This window comes from Vibrio sp. Isolate24, assembly GCF_022398215.1.
Taxonomy (GTDB): Bacteria; Pseudomonadota; Gammaproteobacteria; order Enterobacterales; family Vibrionaceae; genus Vibrio; species Vibrio coralliilyticus_A.
Genome location: NZ_JAKEUU010000001.1, coordinates 1,567,928 through 1,589,735 on the forward strand (window position 1 = coordinate 1,567,928; position 21,808 = coordinate 1,589,735).

Below are 21,808 nucleotides of genomic sequence, written 5' to 3' on the forward strand. Positions count from 1 at the left end.
ACTACAGGGGATGAAAACACATAATTCAATACCAAGAAGAATGAGAATCTCTTTCAGGATAAGCTGTCAGCTCGTAGCGAAGTCACTTGAGTATATCGCTGCTAGTTTAGCGGATTTGCTTAAGCGAAGAAAAGCAAAAGGGGCGAAATCGCCCCTTTTCATTTCAAGATTACTGAGTTTTGTTAACTACGCGGTAGATAGTTTGCTTTCCCTACCCATTTATAGCTGGTGAGCTCTTCTAATCCCATCGGTCCACGGGCATGTAGCTTCTGAGTCGATACCGCCACTTCCGCCCCTAAGCCGAACTGAGCACCATCAGTAAAACGAGTAGAAGCATTAACATAAACCGCTGCCGAACCAGCAGAATTGATAAATAACTCTGAGTTTTCTAAGCTATTGGTCATGATTGCATCGGAGTGACTCGCGTTATGAACCCGCATGTGGTCAATGGCCTGTTTCACATCTTCAACCACTTTGACGCCCAATGTGTAACTTAACCACTCGGTATCGAAATCCCCCTCAGCACTGTCGCGAATGTCTTTTGCTTCTTGCATCAATGCTTTTGCTTTAGGCTCTGCGACAAAAGTGACCTTATCCTGCATTTTCGCGATGAGCATAGGTAAAAACTCTGAGGCAATATTTTGGTGCACTAGCAAGGTGTCTAAGGCATTACAAGCAGAAGGACGCTGCACTTTCGCGTTTTCTATCACTTCAAGGGATTTTTCCAAATCAGCACTTTCATCAACAAACACATGGCTAATACCGAAACCACCAATAATGACAGGGATTGTGCTGTTTTCCTTACACATTTTGTGTAGCCCTGCCCCGCCTCGTGGAATGATCATATCAACGTAGTCATCCAGCTTTAGCAATTGAGACACCAGTTCACGGTCTGGCTTTTCAATGTATTGAACTGCCGCCGCAGGCAATTCGGCTTTGGCAAGCGCCGATTGGATCACCTTTACCAGTTCCATATTGGAGAAGAAGGTTTCTTTACCACCACGAAGAATGCTTGCGTTTCCCGTTTTCAGACACAACGCAGCAATATCAATGGTCACATTTGGACGCGCCTCATAAATGACCCCGACCACACCGAGAGGCACTCGGCGACGAGATAAAGACATACCATTTTCAAGTACTTTGCTGTCTATTTCACTGCCGACAGGATCATTGAGTCCAATGACGTTACGTACATCGTTGGCGATCCCCGCTAAGCGAGTGTCGTTAAGCAAAAGGCGATCGAGTAATGCCTCTGTCAGCCCCGCTTTGCGGCCTAATTCAATATCTTTAGCATTCGCCGCCAGAATTGTCTCAGCATTGGCTTCAAGCTCATCAGCAATGATAGCCAATGCATGGTTTTTTTGCGCCGTTGACGCGGTCGCTAGTTGAAAAGCCGCCTCTTTCGCCGCTTTCCCCATCGAAATCAGTTCCACAATTTTTCCCTCAATTACTCCTGAATCACAACCATATCGTCACGATGCAGCACTTCGCTGCCATAGTCATAACCCAAAATTCCCAAAATATCTTTACTGTGCTTACCGATGATCTTTGCCATGTCTTGGCTAGAGTAACTGGAAATTCCACGTGCAACTAAGCTGCCTGTTTGGTCTGTCACTCTTACAACTTCACCGCGAGCAAATGTGCCACTCACCTGAGTTACACCTTTCGCTAATAAACTGCTGCCTTTATCAATCACAGCCTTCACCGCACCGTCATCAATTACAATATCGCCAGATGCCGCTGGTCCAGCCAAAATCCATCGCTTACGGCTTTCCAATGCTTCTTCAATTGGCAGGAAACGAGTACCTTGAGGCTCATCACCCAATGAATCAAACACCACATTGGGAGCGCTGCCTGCGGCAATAATGACTTCTATGCCTGCCCTGCGGGCAATATCCGCAGCTTGTAACTTAGTGGCCATACCACCAGTACCTAAAGTCGTGCCACTCCCGCCAGCGATCTTACGCAATGTATCATCAATGGTTTTCACTTCTTTTATCAGCTCAGCACTTGGTTCCTTGCGTGGATCCGCCGTGAAAAGTCCTTTCTGATCGGTCAGTAACAGCAATTTATCAGCGCCACACAAGATACCAACCAGCGCAGATAAGTTGTCATTATCACCGACTTTGATCTCACTGGTCGCGACTGCGTCATTTTCATTAACAATAGGGATAATATTGTTATCCACTAAGGCATTAATGGTGTCCCGAGCATTCAAAAACCGTTCACGGTCTTCCATATCTGCCCGCGTCAACAACATCTGGCCAATCTTAATGCCGTAAATACCAAACAAAGCTTCCCAAGTTTGGATCAATTGGCTTTGACCAACAGCCGCGAGCAATTGTTTATTGGCCATAGAGTTGGGCAATGCGGGGTAACCTAGGTGCTCACGCCCAGCAGCAATTGCGCCAGACGATACCATGACCACAGAATGGCCCAGTTTTTTCAGCTCTGCACACTGGCGGGCTAGCTCAACCATATGAGCTCTGTCTAATGCCAAAGTGCCACCAGTTAATACACTGGTACCCAGTTTCACAACCACAGTTTGACGCTGTGTTGCTTGTCCGCATTTTTGATTCATTGTCTTTCTGCTATGAAAATAAAGAGTTCACCAATTACTCATCAGACTGCATAACCGCAAGAATCTGAGACAAATTAGCTATTAGACATGATGTTTTAACAATCAAAACATAAATTCACAAGCAGAAAAGGCGCCGTTAAGCGCCTTTTTATTTGAGAAAATGATAAAGAGGAAAGAATTAGACGAATTCAACCGATTCCTTGTGCAAATCGACATTCATACCGAATTGAGTCTTTAGAGTTTCCTGCAGTTTTTGGTGAAAACCTTCTTGGGTACGAAATACTTCTTCAATGGCTTTTTTAGGCAATTTCTCGTCTACCCAATCACCCTTTCCATCGTAGAGGCCAGTGCGGTAGCGAGCTGCGAATGTTTGCCCTTGTTGTTCAAGTTCTAACCACCATCCCCAGAACTCTCTTTCTTCCGGCGACTTTTTGTCATTCACACACACAGAAAGACAATCGAACAAGTATCGTCCTTCTTCACATTGAGGCTCTCTCAGATAAGGGCCAATGGCCTTCAGTGTAGACAACAAACGGTAATGAGTTGGACTCTTTGGCTGTTCAGACATAATGAATCTCCATATTCAAAATCTGTTGTGATTATTCGTTGTAGTTATGACGAGCAAATAAACAGGACTGCATAGTTTGGGTATTGCCCTTATATGAGTGTTGCCTAATTTATTAGATTTGTCATCTAATTAGCTCGTCCTCCAACCACTTAATCGCCAAATCGAGGGATTGCTCATATCCTTGTGTAATTGTTTTTGCACTGATTTTCTTCGCTTTCCCATAGTCGCTGAACAAGGCAACAAGCTGATTATCACTGTAAGGAGAAACAGGATCGTTTTCGAGACTCATTGCCAGAATAGGGACCTTAGTTTTACGGTTAGATAAAATGCCTTGAACCTTAAGTGACCAAGCCATCAACTGACCCGCCAAACTGTTGACGTCGACAACATTTTTGCCCAATCGTGAAGCCAGTACATCGAGGTACATTTTCGGCATTTTTTTCAGTTTCTTTGGTGATGCTAATACATCGTGAATCGGCGCACCCAAGCTCACACAAGCTTTTAACTTATCCGGTTCCATGAATGAAAGTCTAACCATGGCATTGCCACCAAAACGGAAACCAATCAAACCGACCCTGTGATGATCTACCCATGGAATATTAAACAGCTCATTAAGTACCGCTTGATGCAGACACGAAGTATCTTCTGTGAGCGTCCAGTGACTGTTATGGCCAATCGAGGGCATATCAACAGTCAACATCGCGATGTCTTTCTTGGCTAAGTGATCGCGAAATAACGTCCACAAGTCAGTTTGCAAGCTGTCTAACCCTGCGCTGACGATTACGACAGGCTGAGGCTTATCCGTTTTCGTTAGATGAAGATGAGCAATAATGCGCTTGTTCTGATAAGGAATTTCAATTTGCTTAACGATATATTTTGTTTTCTTTGCCGCTTCTGTATAAGCATTGCTAGCCAGTACTTGAGCCTGTATAGCTAAGTTATCGTTTTTCAAATGGGGGTAACCGGCAATACTAAAACACAAGGACGCATTGAACAGCTCATCCGCGGCTTCTTCACCCTTGAGTTCATGAGAGCGCTTGTTATGCAGCATCCCCAGCTTGGTCCACTCATAAGTCCAGTTACCGCTGTGATAGCCCATGACGGTATCCAGCCACTCATCATGAGTCCTTGAATGTTTAGAAGAGGCGATTTTTGCCAGAACAGCTTCGATTTCAATAGGATCTAATCCCTGCCATACCCACTGCATACGACGCAGATTTCGGTACCACTTAAAGCCCTCTTCTTCACGCCGCTTGTCTAGTAATTCTTGGCTACTGGGCATGTATTGAGTTAATGAGGACGTTTCTCGCGCTTGCTTATGGTTGGTGAACAGTGTTTCTGACAGGTTTTTGCTCACTTCTTCAGACATAATGACGCCTAGTTTAAATAATTTCCTATATTGTATACCCGTGTCGCCTCAAAAGGCAGGCACTCATCAATGTTCAACCTATTAATTGGCAAAAAGTGACGAATAAGTCATTAAAAAACCAGCATAAGTAAACTAGGTAAAGCGGATCAATAGGCATAAACAAAAAATGACCCATAAGGGTCATTTTTAAACTCAACAAACAGAGATTACTTTTGCTTGCGGTTAATAGGTTCAATGTACTGAATAGACATATCCCATGGCTGCTCAATCCAAGTTTCCTGAGCAATGTCCACAACATAATCGTCCAATAGCGCAGCACCTGATGGCTTAGCACATACCGCAATCAATTTTGCTTTAGGGTAAAGTTCACGAAGTTTGCGTGCAGTATCACCACTATCGACTAAATCCTCTACGATCAGGTAACCTTCACCATCACCTTCTGGCGCTTTTAGCACACTCATATCACGCTGATGATCGTGATCGTAGCTAGAAATACAAATGGTATCAACGTAACGAATACCTAATTCACGAGCCAGAATTGCACCTGGAACAAGACCACCACGGCTCACTGCCCAGATACCTTTCCACTGCTCAGCAGGCATTTGCTGCTCAGCTAGCTCACGACAATAAGCGTGCATTTGATCCCAAGTAATAACGAATTTCTTACTCATTGTAATAAACCTAATTATAAAAAGTTGAGGGCCTGTGGAGCCAACGCTTGGTTGATTTCACAAGCCCTTATTGAAGTTTTTAAGCAACAATGTACTTGAAGATAAAGATTGCTGACATAACCCATACGCTGAGCGAAACATCACGACCTTTACCACTGAATAATTTAATTGCTGCGTAAGCAATGAAGCCCAACGAGATCCCTTCTGCGATAGAGAAAGTCAGCGGCATCAGCAAACAAGTCACCACCACTGGTGCAGCTTCGGTTAAGTCTCGCCAATCGATGCTAACCAAACCAGATAACATCAGAATAGCCACATAAAATAGCGCACCAGCCGTCGCATACGCAGGGATCATACCAGCCAATGGCGAGAAGAATAGAGCAAGTAGGAATAAAATACCAACTACAACAGCGGTTAGACCTGTGCGACCACCAGCGGCAACACCGGATACGCTCTCAATGTAAGAAGTCGTGTTTGACGTACCCAACAGAGCACCTACCGAAGTAGCAGTTGAGTCAGCAAGAAGAGCTTTATTCAGACGAGGAATTTTACCATCTTTATCCATCAGACCAGCTTTTTGAGACACACCCACTAGCGTGCCTGCAGTATCAAATAAGTCGACGAAAAGGAAAGCAAAAACCACTGAAATCATACCGATCTCAAATACTGCAGAAAAATCCAACTGCATGAAGGTCGGAGCAATGCTTGGTGGTGTTGACATGATGCCACCCCATTGCACATCACCAAACGCCAAACCTAAGCCAGTAACCGCCAAAATAGCGATCATCACCGCGCCTTTTACGCCACGATGAACCAGTGCAATAGTCAGGAAGAAGCCAATTGAAGCTAGTACTGCAGATAATGAAGTAATCGAGCCAAGAGAAACAAGCGTCGCCGGGTTATCAACCACAATACCTGCATTCTTTAACGCGATAAATGCCAAGAACAAGCCAATACCCGCCGAAATACCCGTGCGCAAAGAAAGTGGGATGGAGTTTATGATCCACTCTCGGATCTTAAACACACTCAATAGAATGAATAGCACACCGGATACAAATACTGCCGCTAGAGCCACTTGCCATGTATACCCCATACCTAACACAACAGCATAGGTGAAAAAGGCGTTGAGCCCCATTCCTGGTGCTTGAGCAATTGGGTAGTTCGCCACGAAGCCCATGATAAAACAGCCGATAGCTGCTGCCAGACAGGTAGCAACAAACACAGCACCACGATCCATGCCTGCATCTGCCAAGATAGCTGGGTTTACAAAAATAATGTAAGCCATGGTCAGAAAAGTCGTGATACCTGCAATGATCTCAGTTTTTACATTCGTTCCGTGTTCACTGAGCTTGAATATTTTTTCGAACATAATCGAATTCCAAAGGAGTAATAGTAAACGGTTGCGTAATCGATTGGCGGGATTATAGAGTCTCCAAATATCAAATTCCAGATAGAATTACGGCTCTAATAAACATTTCTATCTGTAAAATTTAGCTTTAGAAGGATTAATTTTATTAACACCGGTGAAAAATACTTTAAGTTCAATAAGTAATAAGAATGAATGCCAGATATTGTAAACGGTGATTTTTCTACCATGTCGTAAAGTTACATAGAGCTAAGGCTTAAGAATTGGATGCTGGATAGGCAATTATAAGGATGAGTTTTACCCGTCGGGAAAAGTTGAGGAAATGGAAGTATTGGCCATGTGCTTTCTCACGATAAAAAAACGCCACTCAATTTGAGTGGCGGTTGAATCATCTCAGCAAATTAGGCGCTGTAATAAAATTCCAATATAGGGGTGAACAAACTTGTTCGAGAGTCACAAACTCGATTAGTAACCGAAGCTTGTTGGGTATGCAAAATTGCCAGTATAAACAGAGCTGTTTAGCCAGAATGTTGCACTTGGTAAACCTTTCATAACTATCACCTTCTAAATCAATTAAAACAGATAACAAATATTGATTTCTCGGTTCCATGGAGGCGACAAATCGGACTCATCCTTTGAGCATTTTCTCTTCACTTTCGAAGCTGGTTACTAATATACCCCAAAGAAAATAAATTACAACAATAAAAGTGATTAAAGTCACATAAAATTCAAAAAATGACTTATATCAAGCCAATATTGTAATTTAATTACACAAATATCAGCAATATCTTTAATTTTATTACGCTCAATAAGAATAGAGTCTCACAAACATAAATAACAGAATCCACGTTATGTGATGACAACGAAACATTTCGTTTCCGCTTTGACTACTACCTTGTGTCACGTAGTGCTATTCTGTGCCCCTCTACTCAATAGGCCAGATCCAGATTTTTGTGCTACTCATTTAGCAACATTACCTAATAAGATCTGGCGTTATTATCATCAAGGAGTCATCCGTGTCTGAATTCCATTCTGAAATCAGCAACTTATCACCTGCACCTTTATGGCCGTTTTTCGATAAGATCTGCTCTATCCCACACCCTTCTAAACATGAAGAAGCATTAGCTCAGTACATTGTAAATTGGGCAATGGAGCAAGGCCTCGATGTGCGTCGAGACCCAACGGGCAATGTTTTCATTAAAAAGCCAGCAACCCCTGGCATGGAAAATAAGAAAGGCGTGGTTCTTCAAGCTCATATTGATATGGTGCCGCAAAAAAATGAAGACACGGAACATGACTTCACTAAAGATCCTATCCAACCATACATAGACGGTGAATGGGTTACAGCCAAAGGCACCACACTAGGCGCTGATAACGGTATGGGGATGGCATCATGCTTAGCGGTACTGGCCTCCACAGACATCAAACACGGCCCACTTGAAGTACTTCTGACTATTGATGAAGAAGCTGGAATGACAGGAGCCTTTGGTCTTGAAGCAGGCTGGCTTGAAGGTGAAATTCTACTCAATACCGACTCAGAGCAAGAAGGTGAAGTCTACATGGGCTGTGCGGGCGGTATTGATGGAGAAATGACGTTCGACATTAAACGTGAAGCAATCCCAGCAGGTTACGTCACTCGCCAACTGATTTTGAAAGGCCTAAAAGGTGGTCACTCAGGTTGTGATATCCATACGGGCAGAGGTAACGCAAACAAACTCGTTGCTCGCTTCCTAGCCGGTCATGCACAAGAATTGGATCTACGCCTAATTGAATTCCGTGGCGGTAGCCTGCGTAATGCGATTCCGCGTGAAGCGTTCGTGACTGTCGCTATCCCTGCTGAAAATGAAGCTAAGCTTGCTGAACTATTCAACTTCTACACTGACTTACTGAAGCAGGAGTTAGGAAAAGTAGAAACAGACATCGTTTCATTCAACGAAGCCATCGAAACCAGCGAGCAAGTACTGGCCATTGCTGATCAGCAACGTTTTATCGCTGCACTGAATGCTTGTCCTAACGGCGTGATCCGCATGAGTGACGAGATCGAAGGCGTTGTAGAAACGTCTCTGAACGTGGGTGTTGTGACCACAGAGAGCGATAAGATCAACGTACTTTGCTTAGTTCGTTCACTGATTGATTCAGGTCGTCATCAAGTTGAAAGCATGCTGACATCCGTAGCGGAGCTGGCAGGAGCTAAGATTGTTTTCTCTGGCGCATACCCAGGCTGGAAACCAGATGCAGACTCTGAAATCATGGCTATCTTCCGTGACATGTATGAAGGCATTTACGGCCACAAGCCGAACATTATGGTTATCCATGCCGGCCTTGAATGTGGTTTGTTTAAGGAGCCGTACCCGAATATGGACATGGTGTCGTTTGGCCCAACGATCAAATTCCCACACTCGCCTGATGAGAAAGTGAAAATCGATACCGTTGCACTATTCTGGGAACAAATGGTCGCACTACTGGAAGCGATTCCAGAGAAAGCCTAACCTGCTCTTCCCATCGAAAAATACCCCAAAGCCAGCTGACATTGCTGGCTTTTTTGTTTCCTAGTTCGACAATTAATTTTTGTCGTTACGGTGAATTTTATTCGTTAGTCACCAGCGTACCTTCGCTGATACAGTCGCCGCAGTTGAAGCACCTAAGGCAATCCAGCTTGCCCTCTTCAACCTATGTAACCGATACATGCTATTGGTTATATCGCAAGATGCTCAGTTCTCAGAGCCTCTTAAATTACTCTCTGAATATAAATGAAATGCCATGAACGAAAAACAGCTAGTGGGCTGGCGAGAAACCTTAAGTCTTCCTGGGTTAGGTATAGAGAAGATCAATGCCAAGATTGATACCGGTGCTCGTACTTCTTGTCTGCATACCTTTAAACTTGAAAGCTTCAATAAAGGAACAGAGTTATGGGTAAGGTTTTGGATCCATCCACAACAGCGTAATACCACTGAAGAAGTAGTGTGCGAGGCTAAGGTCATCGACCAGCGAACTGTTCGAGATTCCGGAGGTCATGAAGAAACACGCTATGTGATTGAATCGGAAATCCGACTCGGTCAGCAAAGTTGGAAAGCGGAGTTGACGTTAACCAATCGCGAAAATATGGCGTTTCGCATGTTGTTAGGTCGAACTGCAATGCACCATCGTTTGATTGTCGACCCTGTTCAATCGTTTTTAGTCCCTTTCGAGGAAAACCAACAATGAAAATCGGTATTCTGTCTCGCAACGCAAACTTGTACTCAACTAAGCGTTTGATTGAAGCGTGTCAGAAACGTGGGCACCAAGTCAAAGTCATCGACGCCCTACGCTGCTATATGAACATAAATTCCGATAAACCTGAGATTCATTTTAAAGGTGAAGAGTTATCCGGATTTGATGCCATTGTGCCACGTATTGGGGCTTCAGTGACCTTTTATGGCACCGCCGTACTACGGCAATTTGAAATGATGGGTGTTTATCCAGTCAATGAGTCTGTTGCGATTACTCGCTCACGAGACAAGTTACGCTCTATGCAGTTGTTGTCACGTAAAGGGATAGGTATGCCAATCACGGGCTTTGCCAGCAAACCCGATGATGTTAAAGACTTGCTCGAGATGGTCGGTGGTGCTCCTGTGGTCATTAAACTGCTGGAAGGTACTCAAGGCATTGGGGTGGTACTGGCTGAAACACGTAAAGCCGCTGAAAGTGTTGTCGAAGCTTTCATGGGCTTGAAAGCCAACATCATGGTTCAGGAATACATCAAAGAAGCTGGTGGGGCAGACATTCGCTGCTTTGTCATTGGCGACAAGGTGATCGCAGCAATGAAACGTCAAGGTGCAGAAGGTGAGTTTCGTTCTAACCTGCACCGTGGTGGCAGTGCATCACTGATAAAAATTACGCCAGAAGAGCGTCGTACCGCCATTGCCGCAGCCAAAATTATGGGGCTCAATGTCGCGGGTGTCGATCTACTAAGATCCGAACGCGGGCCTTTAGTGATGGAGGTTAACTCGTCACCAGGGCTAGAAGGCATTGAATCTGCGACAGGTAAAGACATTGCAGGCATGATCGTCGAGTTTATCGAAAAGAATGCCCCGACTAAAAGGACCAGAACTCGTGGCAAAGGCTAAAAACAACCGCGTGTTTGAGATTCTCGGCGAGCAAGTCTTGCCGGGACAACGAAAAGTGCTCGATCTCAAGTCAGCCAAACTCTACACCCATTCTCGCTTATCGATCCCAATTGAAGTGATCAACGGGAAGTACGCAGGGCCGACTCTTATGGTTAATGCGGCTATTCATGGCGACGAGCTCAATGGCGTAGAAATTGTTCGGCAACTCATCAACACCATTGACGCACAAAAACTGAAAGGTACAGTCATCGCTGTACCTATCGTCAACGTGTTCGGATTTATTCATAAATCACGCTATTTACCCGATAGACGCGACCTAAACCGCTGTTTTCCGGGCAGTGAAAAAGGCTCACTCGCTTCGCGAATGGCAAGCGCTTTCTTCAATCAGATCGCGAAACGCTGTGACTACATTCTTGATTTACATACGGGGGCGATTCATCGTACTAACTTACCTCAGATTCGGGCAGACCTAAGTAATCCAGAAACGTTGCGTATTGCACAAGCCTTTGCGACGCCAGTCATTGTTGACGCTCCTTTGCGGGATGGTTCGTTACGCAGTGAAGCCGAACGTCTCGGGATCCCAGTGTTGACATACGAGGCTGGTGAGGCATTACGATTTGAACCCATTTGTATTAATGCTGGATTCATTGGCGTTAAACGTGTGATGCAAGCCATTGGCATGTTAAGGCCCAGTCGTAAAAAGCGGCCAGAGCCCGTGATTGCCAAGTCCACCAGTTGGATTAGAGCGGAAAGCGATGGCATTTTACGTACCGTTGTGACATTAGGTGAAAAAGTAGTGAGGGGCCAAATTCTCGCCTTCATTAGTGCACCACTAGGGCACAGTGAGATTGAAATCAAGGCCCATAAAGGGGGAATCGTGATTGGTCAGCAAACACTTCCCTTGGTCAATGAAGGCGATGCCGTGTTTCATTTGGCTTATTTTGCCGAAGATGATCAGCAAGTGGAACAGGTCGTAGAAGAGTTCATCGAAGAGATCAGCGACTCGGATTTAGAGCCACTCACAACAGGCCAAATCCACTCTCCTGCATAAATCAAAAAACCGCTTGCCCATTTAAAAGGTCAGCGGTTTTTACATCAAATAGTGTCGTGTTCAGGCTGTTACCCGAATGAAGCCCAAATCACTGTGGCAACCAATACCGGACAGACAAACTTTATGTATACAGGCCAAAGCTTTCCAAACCATCCTTGAGTAAACTCCGGGTAACCTTGCTCGAGTTCTTTGATTTTCGAGTAACGGCTCCACACCCAACCACCAAACAAGCAGAAGAGCAACGCTGCTGCAGGTTGTAAATACTGAGTCGCGACTGTCGCGACCAAGCCAAATAAAGCACCAAAATTAAACACAATCACAACACTAAACAGTGCGATCAAACCGCCTAGAGCCCAGCTTGTGGTACTGCGCTTAGTGTTAAATCGTTCACCAACTAGCGCGACCGGACACTCCAGCATAGAGATGGAAGAAGTCAGTGCCGCAATCGTCAGCAGTAGGAAGAACACAATCGCAAATAGCTGGCCTAATAAACCAAGGCTATCAAACATCAAAGGCAATACGGTGAAAACCAAGGTATCTGAGCTGAGCAGAGAGCCATCCTCAGCGTAGATCTGCACGCCTTTTTGCATAGCCACAAACATCGCAGGCATAACCACTAAACCAGCAATAAAAGCAACCGCGGTATCAACCAGAGTCACATTCATTGCCATTTTAGGCAGGTTCTCTTTCTTACTGAGGTATGAGCCATAGATCAGCATTGAGCAGCCACCTATGGTCAGAGAAAAGAAACCTTGCCCCATTGCAGCAAGAATTAATTTTCGGTCCATTACCTTGTCAAAATCTGGAACAAGATAATGCTTAAGCCCTTCCATCGCACCGGATTGAGTCATGATATAGACGAACAACAAGCCAAATAGAACGAACAAAGCAGGCATTAGGCGCGTTGACCACTTCTCGATGCCTTGTTTCACCCCGCCCTGCACGATGAGAATCGTCAGCACGTAGAAAACAACTGTACCAAACAGGTTACGCTCAACACTGAATCCCTTAAACCAAGCACTTGCAGCTTGCATGCCCATCACATCAGTCACAGCACCAAGCAAAAAGCAGATCAGCCAACCACCTACAATACTGTAAAACGCCAGCACAGCGCTGGGCACACTTAAACCTATCCATCCAACAAGCCCACCGACCTTTTTCGCCAGAGGATTAACGGTGAGAGAGCGCATGCTATCCACTGGGTTAGCCTGACCATGACGACCTATCGCCATTTCGACCACCAGCATTGGAAACGCCACCACCAAAATCATCACCAGATAAACCAGCAAAAATGCCCCGCCACCATTACTGGCGGCTTGAGTAGGGAAACCCCAAATATTACCTAAACCAACCGCAGCGCCAGCTGCCGCCAGAATAAAGCCTAAACGAGAGCCAAAGTGCTCACGAGTTTGAAAATTGTCTGCTTGTGCCATACCGCTTAACTTGCACCTGTAAACTAGTTGACTAGTACAATATTACAAAGTTCTCATTCACTCCAGCTATGAGGTTACTAAGTAACCAGATTAAGACAAATAAATAGAAAATTAAGCTGTACATTAATTCATACAAAGAATTTTTAACCAATTAGTAGGCAAAGATTGAAGCGTGAAGTGCGCCGAACAACCAATGTAATGAAAGAATCCAACCAATTTTCACCGTGATATCCGACGAATAAAATCCAAATAATCATTAAGTTAGCGAGCAAAGCTCAGCATTTTCGCTATTGGTTATGAGTTGGTTTACTAAATCCATGAGGGAGAGAAAAATGGGTTCAAATCTGCTCAGAGGCGCCATCATCGCGGCGCTAGGGCTAAGCTACCAAGCGCACGCCTATGATTGTGCTGGCTTGGCGGTTTGGGATAGCACTGCGGTCTACACATCCGGAGATCTAGTTCAGACATCCAACCATGCTTATCAAGCCAGTCATTGGACACAGGGCAATGACCCCGTCAGCAACTCCGGTGATTGGCAAGCATGGAAAGATCTTGGGCAATGTGACACTGGCGGTGGTAACGCAGATCCAGAGGTATCCATATCTTCTCCTGTTAATAATGCCGAGATCCCCGAAGGCACAGTCACCACGATACAGGCTTCCGCAAGTGATAGCGATGGCAACATCGCTCAAGTGGCCTTCTTGGTTGATGGCCAGAACATCGCGACGGTCACACAAGCGCCCTATCAAACAGATTGGACAGCGGTTGTAGGAACGACCACCATTTCTGTCATTGCAACCGACAATGAAAACGCAAGCTCAGAAACGCAGGTTTCAATCAGAGTCACCTTAGCTGGCGAACCGATTCCTCCTTCTGTCACTTTAACCAGCCCTTCAGGCAGCGAGCAATTGACGGAAGGCGATCTTCTTACATTAAGTGCTAATGCCTCCGACACAGATGGCAGTGTTGATAAAGTCGAGTTTTTTGTCGATGGACAATTGATTGCCAGCGACACCTCCGCACCTTATGAAACCACGTGGACCTCAGTCAGTGGCACTCATAACTTCAAGGCCAAAGCGACAGACAACGACAACCAGACGACTTCAACCCAAGAGGTATCACTGGTTGTCGACAGCAGCGCAGCAGGTGGCTGTGCTGGGCTACCAACCTATACCGCAGGCACCAGCTACAGTGCGGGACAGTTGGTACAGAACCACAATCAAAAATACCGTTGTGACATTGCAGGTTGGTGCTCTTCAAGCTCCGCCTGGGCCTACGAACCTGGACAAGGTGAGTATTGGGAGGAGGCTTGGTCAGGTTTAGGCGCTTGTGCCACACCACCAGCGGTAACCATCACTAGCCCTAGTGACAATCAGATATTGCTTGCGGGTAGTACCGTCAGTTTCACTGCTGACGCTTCGGATTCTGATGGGACAGTAAGCCAAGTCGAATTCTTCGCAGGCAGTAACAGCCTCGGTGTAGTGACACAGCCGCCTTACACGGTGAGTTGGACAGCGACTCAAGTTGGCCTAAATAGCCTCAAAGCCGTCGCGACAGACAATGAAAACAACACGGGCGAAGCGACGGTTTCGGTAACAGTCAGTGACCAAGATTTAGTGGTTGCATTGACATCGCCAGCAGCGGGCCAAACCGTCGGGCTAGGTAAATCGGTCCAGTTTGCCGCCGATGCAACATCGCTGTCTGCCAACGTGACGCAGGTCGATTTTTTAGTGAACGGATCGATTGTCGGTACAGATATCACTGCACCATACAGCTATAACTGGACCGCAGGTGCGGTAGGTAGCTATACCGTTGCTGCCAAAGCCACAGACTCAGCCAATAGCGAGGTCACATCTGACGCAGCAACGATTACTGTCGTAGAGCAAACAGAGAAAACACATAAACTGATAGGTTACTGGCATAATTTCGTCAACGGTGCAGGTTGCCCTATGCGTTTGGCAGATATGTCAGATGCTTGGGACGTGATCGATATCGCCTTCGCTGACAATGATCGTAACAGCGATGGTACTGTGCACTTTAACCTATATTCAGGCGATATCCACAGCAGTTGTGCCGCTCTTAATCCAACTCAATTCAAGCAAGATATGGCAGCACTGCAAGCCAAAGGTAAAAAGTTCGTTCTCTCTCTTGGGGGAGCTGAGGGCACGATTACTCTAAATACTGATCAGGATGAAGCCAACTTTGTCTCTAGCTTGACTGACATCATCAAGGAATGGGGTTTCGATGGTCTTGATGTCGACTTAGAGAGTGGATCTAATCTGGTACATGGCTCGCAAATTCAGGCACGCTTAGGCCGAGCACTACTGCAAATCGAGCAAAACATGGGTGGGGATATGTACCTGACTATGGCGCCAGAACACCCTTATGTTCAAGGCGGATTCGTGGCTTACAGTGGCATTTGGGGGGCGTACATTCCGGTCATTAATGACACACGCAGTACACTAGATCTTCTCCACGTACAGCTATACAACAATGGTGGCCTGCCGAACCCTTACACGCAAGGTAGTGCTGCTGAAGGTTCAGTCGATATGATGGTTGCCCAATCTAAGATGCTGATTGAAGGCTTTGAGCTGGCCGATGGCTCTCAGTTTGCGCCGCTTCGAGATGATCAAGTCGCTATCGGCTTGCCATCAGGTCCTAGCTCAGCGAACTCAGGGCAAGCACCGACTCAAAACATTCTTGATGCATTAGATTGTCTGACTAAAGGCACCAGCTGTGGCTCAGTTACTCCTGCCTTTAACTATCCTAATTATGCGGGCGTGATGACTTGGTCTATCAACTGGGATGAGCACGATGGTTACATCTTCTCAGGCCCAGTTGGAGATAAGCTCACTCAGATGAATAATAGCCAGTAACGACAAGAGCGCCATTTGGCGCTCTTCTCTTATCTGAGGGTTAGATGGTAAAGACTTGATAATCTTTTAGCTGTGGAATTTTCTTATGCAATTCCTTCTCTTGCTCAGCCATGCTGTCAAGCGAATCACAAAACTCTTGGCTCTGTTTCTCTACATCCACTGAGTGCGCCTCCAGTCTCTTAGCAATGCGCTCTTTCAGCTCGCTCATAGTATCTGCCATCTCTGTCAGATTCAGACCACCTTCCACCTGCATCTTTTCAGACATCGCATTAAATGCACTGGTGATAAACTCTTCATTAAAGAGCTTCTTCGCACTTTCAAAGTCTTCCGTCCAAGTTTCGCGCAGTGAAGCAAAACTGTCTGCTGGCAAAATTAAATCACCATTCTGGTAATAACGAGCTTCAATATCAGCGTAAAACTGCTGCATAGAAGCTTTGACGCTATCAAACGCCTCGGGGGCGTCGAAGCTTTGACCAACATCATCAATAATATCATTAGCCAGCGCTAAACCATCTTGAGCTATTTGTTTTGCTCGTGGTAGATAATCGTTCAAATTACTGCGATAGTCGGCAATAGCTTGCTGCTGAGAAGCATCAAGAGGGATCTCTTCACCATGAATGGTTAGGGTGTTTTCGGCATCGACAATCGCCGTATCACCGCCTTTCTGGTGGATTTCCAATGTTTTGTCATTAAGACGAATATCATTCTTCAAATCGACATTACATTGAGCAGCATACGCCTGACTCGCCACCAATAACGAGATAGTAAATAGTCCGTATTTCATTTTAATCTCACCGTATTGACTCTGGGTTACCCTAACAAAAACTCACCCTAGTTGCGTCAAATTATTGTTTCTATCTCATAGCAAAAAGTGGTATTTCCCACTTGATACTCGACATCATCGCCCAACGACTTTCCTTTTAGAGCTCGACCGAGGGGAGAGTCAAAAGTCACTAACATGACTTCCTGATGTTGATGCTCTACCTTCAAGCCCCCAGCGCATGGAACAACAAAGAACCAACGACCGTTATCATCTAGATCAACAAGGCAAACTAACGTCCCCAATCCGACATGTTCTGGCTGTACTGGTAGCTTTAGACCTGACATCACACTCAACTCTCGCTCACACTCCTGAACACGCATTGCCTGTCCATGAGCGAGGTAAGACGCTTCCAATGCCAGCGTATCGTATTTATGTTCGGGCACAGTTTCTTCATCGGTCGCTGACTCTATCGCTCGCTGGGTTGAGCTCAGAGCAACTTCAAGGGATTGTTGCATGGCAAGCTGTATGGTTTGCAGTAGCTCCGATTTATTCATACTAAAATCATGTTCCTTCCAGTCTAATGCCTCTAGAATACTACGTCAGACATTCTCGTCATACTGGTAACAGGCAAATGCAGACATCAGGCAACCAAGAAATCATCGATTCGACTCTACGTTCCACATTTGGTTTTGAACAGCTCAGAGATGGGCAATATACCGTGATAGACAAAGTCCTTAGTGGTCGATCCTGCGCGGCTATTTTCCCAACAGGTTCAGGAAAGTCATTATGCTATCAGCTGTCTGCCTTGTGCTTACCTCACCTGACTTTGGTCATTTCTCCACTGTTAGCGCTAATGAAAGATCAACTCGAATTTTTGCATAACAAGGGGATCTCGGCGGCGTCTCTTAACTCAAACCAAAGCCGAGAAGAAACGCAGAGTATCATGACAAAAGTGCGAAATGGGGAGATTAAGATCCTTATGGTGTCAGTCGAGCGACTAAAAAACGAACGATTTCGTCACTTTTTGTCTCAGCTAAGCATTTCACAAATGGTGGTCGATGAGGCTCACTGTATCTCAGAATGGGGCCACAACTTTCGCCCTGACTACCTAAAGCTTCCTCAATTTCAACAAGAACTTTCTATTCCTCAAGTTCTCCTTTTGACCGCTACAGCCACGCAGGCTGTACTCGATGACATGGGTAAAAAATTCAACATCGCACCTGAGGATATTACGGTAACAGGGTTTTATCGCCCCAACTTAGATATTTCTGTTATCCCATGTAGTGAAGAAGAAAAAGACCAAACATTACTATCCATTTTCTGCGAAGCACAATCTTTACCCACCATCGTCTACGTGACTCAACAAAACAGTGCTGAGCGTATTGCTAACCTACTCGCTGAGAAAGGTATTAAGGCTATGGCGTACCATGCAGGGCTAGACAGTAATAGCAGAGAGCGTATCCAGCAAGACTTTATGTCCGGCCACACAGAGTGTATTGCCGCCACAATTGCATTTGGAATGGGGGTAGATAAATCTGATATCCGCCGCGTTATTCACTTTGATCTACCCAAATCAATAGAGAACTATGCACAAGAAATCGGGCGAGCAGGACGAGACGGGAAATCCTCACAGTGCATTCTCCTCGCCAATGAAGATGGCGTGTCGACTCTGGAAAACTTTGTCTATGGTGACACGCCAGAACACACTGAGATACACAACGTCATCCAACAAGCTATTTCGTCTGCACCGAACTGGGAAGTGGTGATATCTCGCTTATCTTCAGAGAGCAACATTCGCCAACTACCACTAAAAACCTTGCTGGTGTATATGGACATGGCAAAAATCATCACTGCACAATACAGTTATTTTGCCGACTATCGCTTTAAATTCCTTATAGCCAAGCAAGACATCATTGCTCGTTTTGAGGGAGAGAGACGCCAGTTTACCGAGGCTTTGTTCAACTGCTCAATTCAAGCGAGAACTTGGTGCCAAGTCGACTTTGAAGCATTATGGCAAAGCTACAATGGAGAACGCGCTCGTGCAGTCGCCGCATTGGATTATTTCCACCAAAACGGATGGATTGAGCTTGAAAGTAAATTGATGACGGAAGTTTATCGTGTCAACTCGCTCGAACAGTCGTTAGAACAAATAAGTGAACAGCTTTTCAATTTGTTTAAAGCAAAAGAAACCAGTGACGTTGAGCGTATCCATAACCTGTTAAGTTTATTTAAATCTGAATCCTGTTTAAGTCACGCTTTAGCCAGTTATTTCTCTGATAATCAAGCTCCACATAAGTGTGGGCATTGCAGCGTATGCAGAAAAGAGCACCAAGAATGGCCAGCCAGTATTAGACCTAAGATCAAAAGTCAGGACATCACCAACTGGTTAAATCCTTTACAACAAAAATCATCGTCCACATTATCTGATAACCTCAAAGCGAAATTTCTATGTGGTATCGCCACACCTTGGTTTACAAAAATCAAAGCTCGCAGTATGGAAGGGTTCGGCCAACTTTCCTCTCACCCTTATCAACAGGTCATGGACGCAATCTCTAGCTATAACAAATAACCATCAGAAGAAACTCAACTGTTTGCTCTGTTCCTCGGGCTTAAGCATCACGTTTAAGCCCAGTAAGCGAATCTCGCGACCGTTTTGGCGCTTAAGAATGTCACGTAATAACTCTTTGAAATAGTTCAACTCTAACTCGGGATGAATATGTTCAATCGTGGTCAGCTGAAAGTCAGCAAATTTGAGTTTAATCCCTTGCTTAATAATCGCCTTTTCGGGTGAGGCTTTGGTCAATCGTGTTTCCAGCTCTGGAAACAGTTTATTTTCAATCACTTGCCAACACTCGTCGTAAGTAATGATATTCTCGCTAAAAGTCCGCTCGACACCAACGGATTTACGCTCTCGCTCGACCACCACCTCACGTTGATCAATACCATGGCTCTTTTTCCACAAAGACGCCCCTAAGCGACCAAAACGTAATAAAAGCTCTCGATAATCACCGTTTTTAATGTCTTTACAAGTATAAAAACCCGCTTGATGGAGTTTCTCGACACTTACCTTCCCTACTCCGGGAATTTTTTCCAACGGCAGTTTGTCAACTTCCTGCTGAACTTTATCCGGTGGAATGACATACTGACCATTAGGTTTATTCATATCCGATGCCACCTTGGCCAGAAATTTTACCGGAGCCACTCCTGCTGACGCAGTCAACTGAAGCTCATTAAAGATATCGCGGCGAATGGCTTCTGCAATCAAAGTCGCCGACCCGTGGCATTGCATTGAATCCGTCACATCCAAGAACGCCTCATCCAAAGACAAAGGCTCAATGATCTCGGTATAGCGAGAGAAAATCTCTCGGATATGCTGAGAAGCCTGTTTATATACCTGCATCCTTCCCGGAACAACTAATAAATGCGGGCACAGCTTTAATGCTTGCCCTGTCGGCATAGCACTGCGTACACCAAACTTTCTCGCTTCATAGTTGCAAGTACTCAGAACACCACGTTGTTTCTCATGCCCCCCCACGGCTAAAGGATGCCCTTGATAGCTAGGGTTATCACGCATTTCCACTGCGGCATAGAAGCAGTCCATATCAACATGGATGATCTTTCTTACTTTTTCAGCGACCATAGAAAAATGCCAATACTGTACATAAAAACAGTATAAACAATTATTAGATCAATCACCAACCTCTAAAATGAAAGAAGCACTTTTCCTTTTCTATAATAGAAGTATCAATATATACCGTTATGCTTAATTCATACACTGCGATAAAAAGGGAAACAGGTGAGTCATAAAGTGTTAGTTGTCGAAGACAGTCGTGCTTATCGCAACTATTTAACCCAGCAGTTGAGCGCCATAGGTTGTGATGTCATCGGATGTAAATCCTACGCAGAGACTCAGCAAGCACTAGATGAACATCGCAGTTTTCATTTTGCCGTACTCGATTACTGCTTACCAGACGCACAAGATGGCGAAGTAATCGATCTTGTCCTAGACAATCAGCAAAAGGTTATCGTATTAACCGCCACCTTTAACGAGAGTGTTCGTGAGCGTTTTATCGCTAAAGGCGTGATGGATTACCTGCTAAAGGACAGCATGGCGTCGGTTTCCTATCTTCTCCCACTTGCTAATCGTCTAATGAATAACATTCATCATCATGCGTTAGTCGTGGACGACTCCCTCACCGTGCGAAGACATGTAACACAGCTACTTGAGCATCAATACATACGCACAACTCAAGCACAAAATGGATCAGAAGCGCTACATAAGCTCGCAGAAACACCCGATATCACTTTCATCATTACTGACCATGATATGCCCAGTAAAGACGGCATCATAATGACGCGAGAGATCAGGCAAATGTACGACAAAAACAGCTTGGCGATTCTCGGTTTATCTGGGAGTGAAGATAGAACCTTAACCGCAAGGTTTCTTAAAGCTGGAGCTAATGATTTTTTGCATAAGCCATTTAATCAGGAAGAATTCTTCTGCCGAGTAAACCAGTTGCTGGATATGAAGGAAGCGACTGATGAGCTGTATAAGCTTGCGAATCAAGATACTTTAACGGGTCTATGGAATAGACGCTTTTTGTTTAGTCAATCCTGTACTGAAGGGAGTGCTAGATATATAGCCATGATTGACATTGACCATTTCAAAGCGGTTAATGATACCTATGGTCACGATGGTGGTGATGCCGCCTTGAAAAGCATTGCACACACCCTAAAGGCTTATTTTCCACAAGATGTCGTAGTTCGATTTGGTGGGGAAGAGTTCTGCGTTCAGTCGTATTCCACTTTGGATGAGTTTATAACTCGGCTGGAAAAAATGCGCCAAAGCATTGAACAGTCCATTATTCAGCATAATGGACAGGACATTACGTTGACTATCAGTATCGGGCTATGCAGTGTAGAAGGAACGTTAGAACAGCAAATAAAGATCGCTGATGACTGTCTGTATGTCGCCAAAAGACAAGGGCGAAATCAGATCATAGCCACAGAATGATCAAGCCCGG

General features: G+C 45.2%; 17 protein-coding genes. 7 read left to right on the forward strand and 10 right to left on the reverse strand.

Going from position 1 to position 21,808, the window contains the following annotated elements:
- Nucleotides 1–182: 182 nt before the first annotated feature.
- From L1D23_RS06995 to L1D23_RS07020, 6 genes are all read right to left on the reverse strand, one after another.
- The gene (locus tag L1D23_RS06995; RefSeq protein WP_239865019.1) at nucleotides 183–1,433 is read right to left on the reverse strand and encodes a glutamate-5-semialdehyde dehydrogenase; all 1,251 of its coding nucleotides are present in this window, start codon (nucleotides 1,431–1,433) and stop codon (nucleotides 183–185) included.
- Between the two features lie 14 nt (nucleotides 1,434–1,447).
- On the reverse strand, nucleotides 1,448–2,581 hold the full coding sequence (proB, locus tag L1D23_RS07000; RefSeq protein ID WP_239838418.1) for a glutamate 5-kinase: 1,134 nt from the start codon (nucleotides 2,579–2,581) through the stop codon (nucleotides 1,448–1,450).
- Nucleotides 2,582–2,759: 178 nt separating this feature from the next.
- Nucleotides 2,760–3,149: a sigma factor-binding protein Crl gene (gene crl, locus L1D23_RS07005; RefSeq protein ID WP_239838419.1), complete on the reverse strand. Its 390-nt coding sequence runs from the start codon at nucleotides 3,147–3,149 to the stop codon at nucleotides 2,760–2,762.
- A gap of 121 nt (nucleotides 3,150–3,270) precedes the next feature.
- On the reverse strand, nucleotides 3,271–4,518 hold the full coding sequence (frsA, locus tag L1D23_RS07010) for an esterase FrsA (RefSeq protein WP_239838420.1): 1,248 nt from the start codon (nucleotides 4,516–4,518) through the stop codon (nucleotides 3,271–3,273).
- A 206-nt stretch (nucleotides 4,519–4,724) separates the two neighbouring features.
- Entirely contained in the window at nucleotides 4,725–5,189 is a 465-nt protein-coding gene (gene tet(34), locus L1D23_RS07015; RefSeq protein ID WP_239838421.1) for an oxytetracycline resistance phosphoribosyltransferase domain-containing protein Tet(34), read from the reverse strand.
- Nucleotides 5,190–5,268: 79 nt separating this feature from the next.
- A complete protein-coding gene (locus tag L1D23_RS07020; protein ID WP_239865020.1) occupies nucleotides 5,269–6,558 on the reverse strand; it encodes an NCS2 family permease in 1,290 nt (429 codons plus the stop codon).
- Between the two features lie 1,013 nt (nucleotides 6,559–7,571).
- On the opposite strand from L1D23_RS07020, the gene L1D23_RS07025 reads away from it, so the two are divergent.
- The 4 genes from L1D23_RS07025 (at nucleotide 7,572) to L1D23_RS07040 (ending at nucleotide 11,712) form a co-directional block, all read left to right on the forward strand.
- The gene (locus L1D23_RS07025; protein ID WP_239865021.1) at nucleotides 7,572–9,044 is read left to right on the forward strand and encodes an aminoacyl-histidine dipeptidase; all 1,473 of its coding nucleotides are present in this window, start codon (nucleotides 7,572–7,574) and stop codon (nucleotides 9,042–9,044) included.
- Nucleotides 9,045–9,315: 271 nt separating this feature from the next.
- Nucleotides 9,316–9,759 (forward strand): ATP-dependent zinc protease, encoded by a 444-nt coding sequence (locus L1D23_RS07030; RefSeq protein WP_239865022.1) that lies wholly within the window; start codon nucleotides 9,316–9,318, stop codon nucleotides 9,757–9,759.
- A complete protein-coding gene (gene rimK, locus L1D23_RS07035) occupies nucleotides 9,756–10,661 on the forward strand; it encodes a 30S ribosomal protein S6--L-glutamate ligase (protein WP_239838425.1) in 906 nt (301 codons plus the stop codon). Before L1D23_RS07030 ends, rimK begins: the two co-directional genes overlap by 4 nt.
- Nucleotides 10,621–11,712 (forward strand): succinylglutamate desuccinylase/aspartoacylase family protein, encoded by a 1,092-nt coding sequence (locus L1D23_RS07040; protein WP_239865023.1) that lies wholly within the window; start codon nucleotides 10,621–10,623, stop codon nucleotides 11,710–11,712. Before rimK ends, L1D23_RS07040 begins: the two co-directional genes overlap by 41 nt.
- A gap of 68 nt (nucleotides 11,713–11,780) precedes the next feature.
- Here L1D23_RS07040 and L1D23_RS07045 read toward each other — a convergent pair whose 3' ends face one another.
- Entirely contained in the window at nucleotides 11,781–13,145 is a 1,365-nt protein-coding gene (locus L1D23_RS07045; protein WP_239865024.1) for a sodium-dependent transporter, read from the reverse strand.
- Nucleotides 13,146–13,477: 332 nt separating this feature from the next.
- On the opposite strand from L1D23_RS07045, the gene L1D23_RS07050 reads away from it, so the two are divergent.
- Nucleotides 13,478–16,021 (forward strand): Ig-like domain-containing protein, encoded by a 2,544-nt coding sequence (locus L1D23_RS07050; protein WP_239865026.1) that lies wholly within the window; start codon nucleotides 13,478–13,480, stop codon nucleotides 16,019–16,021.
- A gap of 40 nt (nucleotides 16,022–16,061) precedes the next feature.
- On the opposite strand, the gene L1D23_RS07055 is transcribed toward L1D23_RS07050, so the two are convergent.
- Together L1D23_RS07055 and L1D23_RS07060 are read right to left on the reverse strand one after the other, a co-directional pair.
- Nucleotides 16,062–16,805, reverse strand: a complete 744-nt coding sequence (locus tag L1D23_RS07055) for a YggN family protein (RefSeq protein ID WP_239865027.1) — start codon at nucleotides 16,803–16,805, stop codon at nucleotides 16,062–16,064.
- Between the two features lie 56 nt (nucleotides 16,806–16,861).
- Nucleotides 16,862–17,338, reverse strand: a complete 477-nt coding sequence (locus L1D23_RS07060) for a GreA/GreB family elongation factor (RefSeq protein WP_239865029.1) — start codon at nucleotides 17,336–17,338, stop codon at nucleotides 16,862–16,864.
- 77 nt (nucleotides 17,339–17,415) lie between these two features.
- Here L1D23_RS07060 and L1D23_RS07065 point away from each other — a divergent pair, with 77 nt between their 5' ends.
- Nucleotides 17,416–19,353 carry a RecQ family ATP-dependent DNA helicase gene (locus L1D23_RS07065; protein ID WP_239865031.1) on the forward strand — a complete coding sequence of 646 codons (1,938 nt, stop codon included), beginning with the start codon at nucleotides 17,416–17,418 and terminating at the stop codon, nucleotides 19,351–19,353.
- Between the two features lie 3 nt (nucleotides 19,354–19,356).
- On the opposite strand, the gene dinB is transcribed toward L1D23_RS07065, so the two are convergent.
- Nucleotides 19,357–20,424: a DNA polymerase IV gene (gene dinB / locus L1D23_RS07070; protein ID WP_239865033.1), complete on the reverse strand. Its 1,068-nt coding sequence runs from the start codon at nucleotides 20,422–20,424 to the stop codon at nucleotides 19,357–19,359.
- Nucleotides 20,425–20,580: 156 nt separating this feature from the next.
- Between dinB and L1D23_RS07075 the strand changes: the two genes are divergently transcribed.
- Nucleotides 20,581–21,798, forward strand: coding sequence for a diguanylate cyclase (locus tag L1D23_RS07075; RefSeq protein ID WP_239865034.1), 1,218 nt, complete (start codon nucleotides 20,581–20,583; stop codon nucleotides 21,796–21,798).
- Nucleotides 21,799–21,808 lie beyond the last annotated feature (10 nt).